The sequence below is a fragment of the Burkholderia sp. HMSC10F09 genome, assembly GCF_001806955.1.
Lineage (GTDB): Bacteria > Pseudomonadota > Gammaproteobacteria > Burkholderiales > Burkholderiaceae > Burkholderia > Burkholderia multivorans.
The window spans coordinates 7,722-20,932 of sequence record NZ_KV786579.1 but is presented as its reverse complement, the minus strand read 5'-3'; the positions used below and the strand labels follow the sequence as shown (position 1 = coordinate 20,932).

Below are 13,211 nucleotides of genomic sequence, written 5' to 3'. Positions count from 1 at the left end.
CGGCAAGCCGCCGCGCGCCGCGCAACCGCAGGACGCGCGCGCACCGCGCCGCGAACGGCCGCCGCGTGCGGCGGTCGCACCGAATCCCGTTCCGCCGATCACCTACCCGGAAAGCCTGCCGGTCTCGGGCCGGCGCGAAGAGATTGCGCGCGCGATCGCCGCGCATCAGGTCGTGATCGTCAGCGGCGAAACGGGCTCGGGCAAGACCACGCAGCTGCCGAAGATCTGCCTGGAACTGGGCCGCGGGCTCGGCGCGGGCGGCACCGGACTGATCGGCCATACGCAGCCCCGCCGGCTCGCCGCATCGTCGACCGGCCGCCGGATCGCCGAGGAACTCGGCACGCCGTTCGGCGAAGTGGTCGGCTACAAGGTGCGCTTCACCGACAATCTCGCGCCGGGCGCGTCCGTGAAGCTGATGACGGACGGCATCCTGCTCGCCGAGACGCAGACCGATCCGCTGCTGAAGGCGTACGACACGCTGATCATCGACGAGGCGCACGAACGCAGCCTGAACATCGATTTCCTGCTCGGCTATCTGAAGGAGATCCTGCCGAAGCGGCCGGACCTGAAACTGATCGTCACGTCCGCGACGATCGACGCCGATCGCTTCGCGCGCCATTTCGGCAGCGACGCGCACCCGGCGCCCGTGATCGAGGTCAGCGGGCGGCTGTATCCGGTCGAGGTGCGCTACCGCCCGGTGGCCGAGGATCGGCCGGCCGTCAAGCATGCGGAAGGCACCGCGAGCCGGGACCGTGCGAAGACCGCGCGCGAGGCCGAGCGCGACCTGATGGACGCGATCGTCGACGCGGTCGACGAGCTGTGCCGCGAAGGTCCCGGCGACGTGCTCGTGTTCCTGCCCGGCGAGCGCGAGATCCGCGAGGCGGCCGAGGCGCTGCGCAAGCATCATCCGCCGCATACCGAGATCCTGCCGCTATTCGCGCGGCTGTCGGCGGCCGATCAGGACAAGGTCTTCAAGCCGTCGAACGCGCGCCGGATCGTGCTCGCGACGAACGTCGCGGAGACCTCGCTGACGGTGCCCGGCATCCGCTACGTCGTTGACACGGGCCTCGCGCGCGTGAAGCGCTATTCGTACCGGAACAAGGTCGAGCAGCTGCAGGTCGAGCCGATCTCGCAGGCGGCCGCGAACCAGCGCGCGGGCCGCTGCGGCCGCGTCGCGGACGGCATCTGCATCCGCCTGTACGACGAAAGCGACTTCCAGGCGCGCGCGCGCTTTACCGATCCGGAGATCCTGCGCTCGTCGCTCGCCTCGGTGATCCTGCGGATGAAGTCGCTGCATCTGACGGCGATCGAGTCGTTCCCGTTCCTCGAGCCGCCGCCCGGGCGCGCGATCGCGGACGGCTATCAGCTGCTGAACGAACTCGGCGCGGTCGACGACGACAACGCGCTGACGCCGCTCGGCCGCGAACTCGCACGGCTGCCGCTCGATCCGCGCGTCGGCCGGATGATCCTGGCCGCACGCGACCAGCAGTCGCTGCGCGAGGTGCTGATCATCGCGAGCGCGCTGTCCGTGCAGGACCCGCGCGACCGTCCGATCGACGCGCAAGAGCAGGCCGATCAGGCGCATCGGCGCTTTGCCGACGAGCGCTCGGAATTCCTGCAGTGGCTGAAGATCTGGTCGTGGTTCGAGGAAGCGGTCGCGCACAAGAAGTCGAACCGGCAGCTCGTCGACGCATGCCGGCAGAACTTCCTGTCGCATCTGCGGCTGCGCGAATGGCGCGACGTGCACTCGCAGCTGCTGACGGTCGTGCGCGAACACGGCTGGCGGCTCAACGAATCGGAGGCGACGTACGAGCAGGTGCATCTGGCCCTGTTGACGGGCCTGCTCGGCAACCTCGGCCTGAAGGCCGACGACGATCCGCACTATCTCGGTGCGCGCGGGATCAAGTTCTACCTGTGGCCGGGTTCCGCGCTCGCGAAGAAGGCCGGCCGCTGGGTGATGGCGGCGGAACTCGTCGAGACGAGCCGGCTGTACGCGCGCTGCCTCGCGAAGATCGAGCCCGAATGGGTCGAGAAGGTCGGCGCGCATCTGCTGAAGAAATCGCTGTCGGAGCCGCACTGGGAGAAGCGGCCGGCGCAGGTCAGCGCGTTCGAGCGCGCGACGCTCTACGGGCTGCCGATCTACCATCGGCGACGCGTCGCGTTCGGCAGGCAGGACCCGGCACGCGCGCGCGAGCTGTTCATTCGCGGCGCGCTCGTCGACGGCGAGTTCGACACGAAGCTGCCGTTCTTCGCGCACAACCGCAAGCTGCTCGCCGACATCGAGCAGCTCGAGCACAAGTCGCGCCGACAGGACGTGCTGGTCGACGACGAGCTGATCTATGCGTTCTACGACCACGCGATTCCGGCGGGCATTCATACGGGCGCCGCGTTCGAGCGCTGGTATCGCGACGAAGTGAAAAAGAGCGGCCAGCCGGACGACAAGCTGCGCCTGCTGTACCTGTCGCGCGACGACCTGATGCGTCACGAGGCGGCCGGCGTGACGACCGAGCTGTTCCCGAAGCGCGCGACGATGGCGGGCGTCGAGATGGCGCTGACCTACCATTTCGAGCCGGGCTCGCCGCGCGACGGCGTGACGCTCGCGGTGCCGCTGTACGCACTGAACCAGGTCGATGCGCGCCGCTGCGAGTGGCTGGTGCCGGGAATGCTGAAGGAGAAGGTGCAGCTGCTGCTGAAATCGCTGCCGCAGAAGCTGCGCCGGCATTGCGTGCCGCTGCCCGACTACGCGGCCGGCTTCGTCGAACGCACGGGCCGCGAGCGCTTCGGCGCGGGCGGTCTCGTCGAAGCGCTGATCGCCGACGTGCGCGAGCAGACGCAGGTCGCGATGAAAGCGGCCGACTTCAAGCTCGAGACGTTGCCCGCGCACCTGTTCATGAACTTCAAGGTGATCGACGAGCACGGCCGCCAGCTCGCGATGGGGCGCAATCTCGCGCAGCTTCGACAGGAACTCGGCGCGCAGGCGCAGCAGCAGTTCCAGAAGATCGCGGCGGCGTCGACGCTCGCGGTCGGCGCCGATGCCGACGGCGGCACCGCGCCGGCCGCGTCGGGCGAGCCCGCCCGCAAGGACGGCCGCGGCGCGAAGGGCGGCAAGGCCGTCGCACCGCAGACGCTCGCCGCGCCCGAGCCGGGCGCGACCGCACTGTACGAGAACCTGACGACGTGGAACTTCGGCAAGCTGCCCGAGCTGCTGGAGATCCGGCGGCGCGGCCAGACGCTGTACGGCTATCCGGCGCTCGTCGATCGCGGCACGCACTGCGACGTCGAGGTGTTCGATTCGCCCGAGGAAGCCGCGCGGATCCACCGTGCGGGGCTGCGCCGGCTGTTCGCGCTGCAGCTGAAGGAGCCGATCAAGTATCTCGAGAAGAACCTGCCGGGCCTGCGCGAGATGGCGATGCAGTACATGTCGCTCGGCACGCAGGACGAGCTGCGCGATCAGCTGATCGATACGGCGCTCGATCGCGCGTGCCTGCAGGACCCGCTGCCGGACGACGACGCGAGCTTTCATGCGCGGCGCGACGAAGGTCGCAGCCGGCTGAACCTGCTCGCGCAGGAAATCGCGCGGCTCGTCGGGCAGATCCTCGCCGAATACGCGGGCGTCGTGAAGAAGCTCGCGCAGGCGAAGCCGTTCGCGCAGGCGCACGCGGACCTGCAGCAGCAGCTGTCGGCGCTGATCGGCAAGCGCTTCGTGATCGACACGCCTTACGCGCAGCTCGTGCATTTCCCGCGCTACCTGAAGGGCATCGCACTGCGGATCGACAAGCTGAAGGCCGATCCGGCCCGCGACGCGAAGCAGCTCGGCGAGCTGCAGCCGCTCGTCCAGCAGTACCAGCGCGCGGTATCGCAGCGCGGCGGCGTCGTCGACCCGCGGCTCGCCGAGTTCCGCTGGCTGCTCGAGGAATTGCGCATTTCGCTGTTTGCGCAGGAACTGCGCACGCCGATGCCGGTCTCTGTCAAGCGGCTGTACAAGGTCTGGGAATCGATGCAGCGCTAGCGCGGCAGCGTTTCCGGCGCGATACCGTCGGCGCGGCCGGCCGTATCGCGCGGCGCGCGCCGGCACGGCTGCGGCCGCGTGCGTCGACGTGGCGCAATAAGACCGGGCGCCGGTCAACCGGCCGGGCCGGTCGGCCGTTTTACAATGACGGTTGTCCCACGACGTGAGTCTTCATGCGCAATTTCCTTTCCCTCGGCCGCACGCTCGCGCTGGCCGCCGCCGCGCTGGCGCCCGCCGCCCACGCGAATAACGTGATCGTCCTCAATTCGGCCGAAGCCACGCTTTCCCTGATCGATCAGCAGACCCGCGAAGTCGTCGGCACGATGCCGACCGGCAAGGAACCGCACCATCTGATGGCGTCGCCCGACAATTCGTCGCTGATCGTCGCAAATTCGGTCTCGAACAGCCTGATGTTCCTCGATCCGAAGACGGGCAAGCTGCAGCGTACCGTCGAGGGCATCGACGATCCGTACCAGCTCGGCTTCTCGCCCGACCGCAAGTGGTTCGCGGCGGCTGGCCTGCGGCTCGACCGCGTCGATATCTACACGTATGACGGCCGCGACCTGCATCTCGCGAAGCGCGTGCCGCTCGCGGTGATGCCGAGCCACCTCGCGTTCACGAAGGACAGCAAGACGCTGCTCGTGTCGCTGCAGGTGTCCGGCGAGATCGCGGCGATCGATCTGCCGACGCAGACGGTCAAGTGGAAGATGAAGGTCGGCAAGGTGCCGGCCGGGCTCTGGCTGACGCCCGACGACAAGTACCTGCTCGTCGGCATGACGGGCGCCGACTACGTCGCGGTCGTCGACTGGCGCAACCAGAAGGTCGTCAAGCAGATCTACACGGGCAAGGGCGCGCACAACTTCCGCTCGCTCGCCGACGGCACGCACGTCGCGGTCACGAATCGCGTCGCGAATACGATCAGCATCATCGACGAGAACACGCTGACCAACGTCGGCGACATCACGGGGCTGCTGCCGGGCCCGGACGACATGGAACTGTCGGCCGACAAGAAGACGCTGTGGGTGACGTTCCGCTTCGCGAAGAAGGTCGGGATCATCGATCTCGCGTCGCGCAAGCTCGTGCAGACGATCGCGGTCGGCCGCTCGCCGCACGGCATCTACTTCTACGACCGTGCGCCGTGGAAGGCGGCGAACGGCGCGTGACGGACGGGGGCGGAACATGCTGCATCTGATCGACGCGTTCGTCTCGGACATCCAGACCTGGCTGTACGTCGACGTCGTGCAGCCGCTCCTCTTCAAGTTCAACCTGATGGACTATGACGAGGACACCTACGACGCGCTGTACTGGGTGATCATCGGCGCGCTGCAGATGGTGCTGATGTTCGTGCTGCTGCGCCCGCTCGAGGCGCTGCGGCCGGTCGAGCGGTGGAAGGACCGCAAGGCGGTGCGCGTCGACGTGATCTATACGGCGATCGCGAAGCTCGGCATCTATTCGCTGTTTTTCTTCTTCGCGCTGCAGCCGCTGTTCGACCGCTTCCAGGCCTGGCTGCGACTGCACGGCATCGCGAACTTCAATCTCGACTATCTGTGGCCGGGCGTCACATCGCAGCCGATCGTCGCGTTCGCGATCTACCTCGTCGTGCTCGACTTCGCCGGCTACTGGTATCACCGCTGGCAGCACAAGTTCGGCGTCTGGTGGGAACTGCACGCGGTGCATCACAGCCAGCGGCAGATGTCGCTGTGGTGCGACGATCGCAACCACCTGCTCGACGACGTGATCCAGTCGTGCTTCTTCGCGGCGATCGCGCTCGTGATCGGCGTGACGCCGTCGCAGTTCGTCGTGCTCACGGCCGTCACGAACTTCCTGCAGAGCATTCAGCACACGAATGCGCGCCTGTCGTACGGCCGGCTCGGCGAGCGGCTGCTCGTCAGCCCGACCTTCCATCGCCGTCATCACGCGGTCGGCTACGGGCACGAAGGCACGAAGTACGGCTGCAACTTCGGCGTACTGTTTCCGTGGTGGGACATGATGTTCGGCACGGCGTCGTGGAATCGCACGGTCGAGCCGACCGGCATCCGCGAACAGGTCGAAGGCGTGTCGTACGGCGACGGCTTCTGGGCGCAGCACGGCCTCGCCTTCGCGCGGATCTTCCGTCGCCTGTTCCCCGCCAAGCGCGGCGCCGCGTCGTCGGCCTGATCGGCCCGTCCCGCGTGCATCGCCCGCTCGCACGGCCCGCCTGCGCTTTGGCGCATGCGGGCCGTGTGGTTTATCCTTTCCCCGTTTTTCTTCGTCGATACAGGCTCGCATGAACGACTTGCTGCGCTCCTTCGTCCGCGCACTGGCGAGCGCGTTGCACCCGCGCATGCTGTGGCTCACCCTGATGCCGTTCGTCGTATCGGCGCTGCTATGGGGCGTCGTGCTCTGGTTCTCGTGGCAGACGCTCGTCGACGCCGCGCGCGGCGCGCTCGACGGCTTCGTGCTGACCGCCGCGCTGTACCGCGCATTCGACGCGATCGGGATGTCGCAGCTGCATGCGGTCGTTGCGCCGTTCGTCGTCGTGTCGCTCGCGATTCCGCTGATCGTGCTGACCGTGCTGCTGCTGATCGCGTCGATCTCGATGCCGGTCGTCGTCAAGCATCTGTCGAACCGGCAGTTCGCCGCGCTGGAGGCGAAGCGCGGCGGCACCTTCGTCGGCAGCGTGTTCAATTCGCTGGGCGCGGCGATCGTCGGCGTCGTGCTGCTGATCGTCACGATCCCGCTGTGGCTGATCCCGCCGTTCTTCGCGCTGCTGCCACCGGTGATCTGGGGCTGGCTCACGTACCGCGTGATGACCTACGACGCGCTCGCGCTGCATGCAAGCCGCGACGAGCGCCGCGCGCTCGTGCGGCGCCATCGCTGGCCGCTGATCGGCATCGGCATCGCGACCGGGCTGCTCGGCACCGTTCCGACCTTCGTGTGGGTATCGTCGGTCTGGATGATGGTGCTGTTTCCGTTCGTCGCGGCGGCGATGATCTGGGTTTACGCTTTCATTCTCGTCTTCTCCGCGCTGTGGTTCGGGCACTACTGCCTGCGCGCGCTCGAAGACCTGCGCGCGGCATCGCGCGCGACGACCATCGACATGGGGCACGCATGAGCATCGGCATCATCATCATCGGCGACGAAATCCTCTCCGGCCGCCGGCAGGACAAGCATCTGGCGAAGGTCATCGAGCTGCTCGGCGCGCGCGGCCTCGCGCTCGACTGGGCCGAATACGTCGGCGACGATCCGGCGCGCATCACCGCGACGCTCAAGCGCGCGATCGCCTCGGGCGACATCGTGTTCTCGACGGGCGGCATCGGCGCGACGCCGGACGACCATACGCGCCAGTGCGCGGCGGCGGCGCTCGGGGTGCCGCTCGAACTGCATCCGGAGGCGCAGGCGCTGATCGCGGAGCGGATCCGCGAAACGCATGCCGATCCCGACCGTCCGGTGGATTTCGACTCGCCGGAGAACCGCCACCGCTTCAACATGGGCGTGTTTCCGGTCGGCGCGACGATCATCCCGAACGGCTACAACCGGATTCCGGGCTTTTCGGTCGGCGATCTGCATTTCGTGCCGGGCTTTCCGGTAATGGCGTGGCCGATGATCGAATGGGTGCTCGACACGAAGTACGCGCACCTGCATCACGCGACGCCGCACGAGGAGCGCTCGCTGTACGTGTTCGAGCTGCCGGAATCGACGCTGACGCCGCTGATGGAGAAGATCGAGCGCGACTTTCCCGGCGTGCGCGTGTTCAGCCTGCCGAGCGTCGGCGACGCGGAGCGCGGCGGCATCTATGCGCGCCGCCATATCGACCTCGGCGTCAAGGGCGAGCCCGAAGCGGTCGCGGCCGCGTTCGTGAAATTGCGCGAAGGCGTGCATCTGCTCGGCGGCGACATCGTCGAGCCGGCCGCCGCGCCGCGCGCGTAATCGCGGCGGCCGGCACGCGGGCCAGCCAGGGGCGTAGGGTGGCGTCGGGCCGCGCAGGGCGGCCCGTCATCGGCATGTCATCGCGCGGCTCGACGATGATGCGACCGGCAGCGGCGTGCGGTCAGGCGCCGATCCAGGGCAGCTTGCGGAAGCACCAGCCGTCGACCGTCTTGCGATGGCCTTCGGCGTCCTTCGCGCCTTCGAAGCCTTCGAGCAGATCGAAGGCCTTGCGGAAGCCGGCCTGCGCGGCGGCGACCGCGGCCAGCTTCGAGCGCGCGGCGCTGCGGCACAGGAACAGCACCGGCGTGTCGGGCGACACGGCGGCGCGCAGTTCGTCGAGGAATTCGGTGTTCGGCACGCCGCCCGGGTAGCGCGACCATTCGACGTGCAGATACTGGCCGTCGCCGACGAGCGGTCGGCCGATCCAGTCGAGCTCCGCACGCGTGCGCACGTCGACGAGGCGCGCGGACGGATCGAGCTGCAGCAGTTCGAAGGCCTCGGCCGGCAGCAGTGCGCCGGCGTAGTTGAGCGAGCCTTGCGCGCGGCGTTCGTCGGCCTTCGCGTAAAGCTGTTCGAGCGTACTCATGGCGGGAGTCTCCGTATCGGTCAAACGAGCATTCTAGCGCCGCCGCGCGGCGCGGGCGTCTCCCGGCAAGCGCCCGCGTACCGCGCACACGCGCTCACCAAAAAGGTGCAGAATGGCGCGCATGCACCAAAACGAAACGTTCGGACGCGCGTATCGCGGCTGCTGCACTCGTACGGTGCATCGGCGCAACGCAATACGGCGGGCGACGCCCCGCAACTGCGCAGCGGCGCCCCGACGCAGCAAGCCCTCTGCGCGATTCGCATGCGAAGAGCACATGCTGGCACGGAAGCTGCTTTAAAGAATTCGGTCGAATCGGGGCGCTGCGCACGGGCCCGATCAGCTCGATAAACGAGGCGGTTCCCAGTCCGCCGGAATTGTTCAATCAGGAGAAGAGGTTATGAGTAAAACCGTCGCCGACGTCATGCAGCTCGTGAAGGACGAGGACGTCAAGTTTGTCGATTTCCGCTTCACGGATACGCGCGGCAAGGAGCAGCACGTGTCGGTGCCGGTTTCGGCGTTTGACGAAGACAAGTTCGAAAGCGGCCATGCGTTCGACGGCTCGTCGATCGCGGGCTGGAAGGGCATCGAGGCGTCGGACATGCTGCTCATGCCGGATCCGAGCGCTGCGTTCATCGATCCGTTCTACGAAGAGTCGACGCTCGTGCTGACCTGCGACGTGGTCGAGCCGGCGGACGGCAAGGGCTACGAGCGCGATCCGCGTTCGCTCGCGAAGCGCGCGGAAGCGTACCTGAAGAGCACGGGCCTGGGCGACACCGCGTACTTCGGTCCGGAGCCGGAATTCTTCATTTTCGACTCGGTCCAGTGGAACACGGACATGTCAGGCTGCTTCGTGAAGATCAACTCGGAAGAAGCGCCGTGGTCGGCCGGCAAGGAATTCGAAGGCGGCAACACGGGCCACCGTCCGGGCACGAAGGGCGGCTACTTCCCAGTCGCGCCGGTCGACACGTTCCAGGACATGCGTTCGGAAATGTGTCTGCTGCTCGAACAGCTCGGCATTCCGGTCGAAGTGCACCACCACGAAGTGGCAGGCCAGGGCCAGAACGAAATCGGCACGAAGTTCTCGACGCTCGTGCAGCGCGCCGACTGGACGCAATGGTCGAAGTACATCATCCACAACGTCGCGCACTCGTACGGCAAGACGGCGACGTTCATGCCGAAGCCGGTCGTCGGCGACAACGGTTCGGGCATGCACGTTCACCAGTCGATCTGGAAGGACGGCCAGAACCTGTTCGCGGGCAACGGCTATGCCGGCCTGTCGGAATTCGCGCTGTTCTACATCGGCGGGATCATCAAGCATGCCCGCGCGCTGAACGCGATCACGAACCCGACGACGAACTCGTACAAGCGTCTGGTCCCGCACTTCGAGGCGCCGGTCAAGCTCGCGTACTCGGCACGCAACCGTTCAGCATCGATCCGCATTCCGCACGTGTCGAACCCGAAGGGCCGCCGTATCGAAACGCGCTTCCCGGATCCGATGGCGAACCCGTACCTCTGCTTCTCGGCGCTGATGATGGCCGGTCTGGACGGCGTGCAGAACAAGATCCATCCGGGCGAAGCAGCGGACAAGAACCTGTACGACCTGCCGCCGGAAGAGGATGCAAAGATCCCGACCGTCTGCGCGGGCCTCGATCAGGCGCTCGAAGCGCTCGACAAGGATCGCGAGTTCCTGACGCGCGGCGGCGTGTTCACGGACGGCATGATCGACGCGTACCTCGCGCTGAAGGAGCAGGAGCTGGCGAAGTTCCGCATGACGACGCATCCGATCGAGTTCGAGATGTACTACTCGCTGTAATCGGCGATGGCGCTTCGATTCAGCGCCGTCATGCCGATTCGTTCCCGTCGCGCGGTTTGCGGCGGGAACGGCGGAGTCTGAAAAGGGGACGGCGCCCAGCCGTCCCTTTTTTGTTCGCGACTGGACGAATCTTTGGCGCGGCAACGCGCGACACGCACGCACGATGGTTCTGAAGAATCTGATCAAGGCGAAGACGGGGCAGCCCGAGCAATTGACCGACGACGAGCGGCTCGCCCGTTCCGGCCTGCTCGCCGGGCTCGAGGCGCTGCCGACGGTCGTGCTCGTGCTCGACCGCAAGACGCTCAGGATCGCCTTCGCGAATCCGTCCGCGGAGGCGATGCTCGACATCTCGCGCCGCCAGCTCGCGCAGCGGCCGTGGGGCGAGATTTTCCCGAACGCGAACGAGCTCGCCTCGACGATCACCGCGATCGGCGAGGAGCGCTTTCACGCGACGCATCTCGACACCGTGCTCGACCGGCCCGGCCACGAGCTGCTGCACGTGCATGCGATCGTCGGCTTTCTCGAGAGCGCGCCCGATTTCGTGCTCGTCGAACTGTTCGAGAACGAGCGGCAGTCGCGCACCGATCGCGAGGAGCGCATTCACGACCTGACCGCGGTCAACAAGCAGCTGATCCGCAATCTCGCGCACGAGATCAAGAACCCGCTCGGCGGCATCCGCGGTGCCGCGCAACTGCTCGAATTCGAGCTCGGCGAGCGCGAACGCGGCGAGCTGCGCGAATACACGCAGGTGATCATCAAGGAGTCCGATCGCCTGCAGACGCTCGTCGACCGGCTGCTGGAGCCGCACCGGCATCCGCACATCGTCGGCGACGTGAACATCCACGAAGTATGCGAACGCGTGCGCGCCGTGATGCTCGCCGAATTCCCGCGCGGCCTCACGATCGTGCGCGACTACGACGTCAGTGTGCCGGACCTGCGCGGCGACAAGGAGCAGCTGATCCAGGCGCTGCTGAACATCGTGCGCAACGCGGCGCAGGCATTGCGCGAACGGATCGCGCAGGGCGACGCGAAGATCGAGCTGCGCACGCGCGTCGCGCGCAAGGTCACGATCGCGAAGCGGCTGTACCGGCTGGCACTGGACTTGCATGTGATCGACAACGGCCCCGGCATTCCGGACGAGATCCGCGACCGGATCTTCTATCCGCTCGTCTCCGGCCGCGACGACGGCAGCGGCCTCGGCCTGACGCTCGCCCAGACGTTCGTGCAGCAGCACGACGGGACGATCGAAGTCGAGAGCCGGCCGGGGCGTACCGAATTTCAGATTCTGCTGCCGCTCGACGCATGAGCGGCGACATTGCGATACACCAATATCTGACCGACCTATGAAGCCGATCTGGATAGTAGACGACGATCAATCGATCCGCTGGGTGCTCGAGAAGGCGCTCGCGCGCGACAGCTTCGCGACCAAGAGCTTTGCCAACGTGCGCGACGCGCTCGCCGCGCTCGATCACGAGACGCCGCAGGTGCTGGTATCCGACATCCGGATGCCGGGCGGGTCCGGACTCGAGCTGCTGCAGGCCGTGCATGAGCGCCTGCCGGGGCTGCCCGTCATCATCATGACTGCGTTCTCCGATCTCGACAGCGCGGTCGCAGCCTTCCAGGGCGGCGCGTTCGAATATCTCGCGAAGCCGTTCGACGTCGACAAGGCCGTCGAGCTGATCCGCCGCGCGGTCGAAGAGAGCCTGCGCGGCGGCACGCCGCAGGACGACCGCGTCGCCGAGGCGCCCGAGATGCTCGGCCAGGCGCCCGCGATGCAGGACATGTTTCGCGCGATCGGCCGGCTGTCGCATTCGGCCGCGACCGTGCTGATCACCGGCGAATCGGGCACCGGCAAGGAGCTCGTCGCGCGTGCGCTGCACCGACATAGCCCGCGTGCGAACGGACCGTTCATCGCGCTCAACACGGCCGCGATTCCGAAGGATCTGCTCGAATCGGAACTGTTCGGCCACGAGCGCGGCGCGTTTACCGGCGCGCAGACGACGCGGCAGGGCCGCTTCGAGCAGGCCGAGAACGGCACGCTGTTTCTCGACGAAATCGGCGACATGCCGTTCGATCTGCAGACGCGGCTGCTGCGCGTGCTGTCGGACGGGCAGTTCTATCGCGTCGGCGGGCACAGCCCGCTGCGCGCGAACGTGCGCGTGATCGCCGCGACCCATCAGAACCTCGAGGCGCGCGTGCGGCAAGGGCTGTTCCGTGAAGACCTGTATCACCGGCTGAACGTGATCCGGCTGCGGCTGCCGCCGCTGCGCGAACGCAGCGAGGACATTCCGCTGCTCACACGCCATTTTCTGCAGAAGAGTGCGCGCGATCTCGGCGTCGAGCCGAAGCGCGTGTCGGACGAGGCGCTCGCGTATCTGACCTCGCTGCCGTTTCCCGGCAACGTGCGCCAGCTCGAGAACCTCGCGAACTGGCTGACCGTGATGGCGCCCGCGCAGACGGTCGAAATCAAGGATCTGCCGCCCGATCTCGTCCCGTCGGGCGCGCCGATCGCCGTATCGGCCGGCGACGGCGCGAATGCGCCCGGCAGCCACGACGCGCCGGCCGCGCCGACGGTCGCCGCCGCGGTGCCGCTGGCATCGATGGCGGGCACGGCTGCGCCGAACGGTGCGCCTGCCGGCTACCCGATGTGGGAGCACGGGCTGCGCACCGAAGTCGCGCGACTGCTGCGCGAGAATTCGGCCGGCGTGATGGACGAACTCGCGCGCCGCTTCGAGGCGGCCGTAATTCGCGAGGCGCTCGACTTCACGCGCGGCCGCAAGGTCGAGGCCGCCGAGCGGCTCGGCATCGGCCGCAACACGATCACGCGCAAGATCCAGGAACTGCACCTGGAGCCCTGAGCCTGTATCGCGGCATGCGCGGCGCCGCGCATGCCG

Annotated in this window: 9 protein-coding genes; 8 read left to right on the top strand and 1 reads right to left on the bottom strand. The window is 67.4% G+C overall.

The features are described from left to right. From hrpA to HMPREF3115_RS05630, 5 genes are all read left to right on the top strand, one after another. On the top strand, positions 1–4,009 hold a 4,009-nt coding region (gene hrpA, locus HMPREF3115_RS05650; RefSeq protein WP_256276034.1), incomplete at its 5' end, for an ATP-dependent RNA helicase HrpA. A 173-nt stretch (positions 4,010–4,182) separates the two neighbouring features. Then, positions 4,183–5,172: a YVTN family beta-propeller repeat protein gene (locus HMPREF3115_RS05645; protein ID WP_070553661.1), complete on the top strand. Its 990-nt coding sequence runs from the start codon at positions 4,183–4,185 to the stop codon at positions 5,170–5,172. A gap of 16 nt (positions 5,173–5,188) precedes the next feature. After that, positions 5,189–6,166 (top strand): sterol desaturase family protein, encoded by a 978-nt coding sequence (locus HMPREF3115_RS05640; protein ID WP_012213061.1) that lies wholly within the window; start codon positions 5,189–5,191, stop codon positions 6,164–6,166. A gap of 109 nt (positions 6,167–6,275) precedes the next feature. Continuing rightward, positions 6,276–7,103, top strand: a complete 828-nt coding sequence (locus HMPREF3115_RS05635; RefSeq protein WP_006407980.1) for an EI24 domain-containing protein — start codon at positions 6,276–6,278, stop codon at positions 7,101–7,103. After that, on the top strand, positions 7,100–7,918 hold the full coding sequence (locus tag HMPREF3115_RS05630; protein ID WP_006407981.1) for a competence/damage-inducible protein A: 819 nt from the start codon (positions 7,100–7,102) through the stop codon (positions 7,916–7,918). Before HMPREF3115_RS05635 ends, HMPREF3115_RS05630 begins: the two co-directional genes overlap by 4 nt. A gap of 121 nt (positions 7,919–8,039) precedes the next feature. Here HMPREF3115_RS05630 and HMPREF3115_RS05625 read toward each other — a convergent pair whose 3' ends face one another. After that, a complete protein-coding gene (locus HMPREF3115_RS05625; RefSeq protein ID WP_006401980.1) occupies positions 8,040–8,504 on the bottom strand; it encodes a rhodanese-like domain-containing protein in 465 nt (154 codons plus the stop codon). Positions 8,505–8,901: 397 nt separating this feature from the next. On the opposite strand from HMPREF3115_RS05625, the gene glnA reads away from it, so the two are divergent. The 3 genes from glnA (at position 8,902) to ntrC (ending at position 13,175) form a co-directional block, all read left to right on the top strand. Further along, on the top strand, positions 8,902–10,317 hold the full coding sequence (gene glnA, locus HMPREF3115_RS05620; protein WP_006401979.1) for a type I glutamate--ammonia ligase: 1,416 nt from the start codon (positions 8,902–8,904) through the stop codon (positions 10,315–10,317). 163 nt (positions 10,318–10,480) lie between these two features. Beyond that, a complete protein-coding gene (gene glnL, locus HMPREF3115_RS05615) occupies positions 10,481–11,623 on the top strand; it encodes a nitrogen regulation protein NR(II) (RefSeq protein WP_006401978.1) in 1,143 nt (380 codons plus the stop codon). A gap of 37 nt (positions 11,624–11,660) precedes the next feature. Further along, complete coding sequence (gene ntrC, locus HMPREF3115_RS05610) at positions 11,661–13,175, top strand: nitrogen regulation protein NR(I) (RefSeq protein ID WP_070553660.1); 1,515 nt, start codon at positions 11,661–11,663, stop codon at positions 13,173–13,175. Positions 13,176–13,211: the final 36 nt, after the last annotated feature.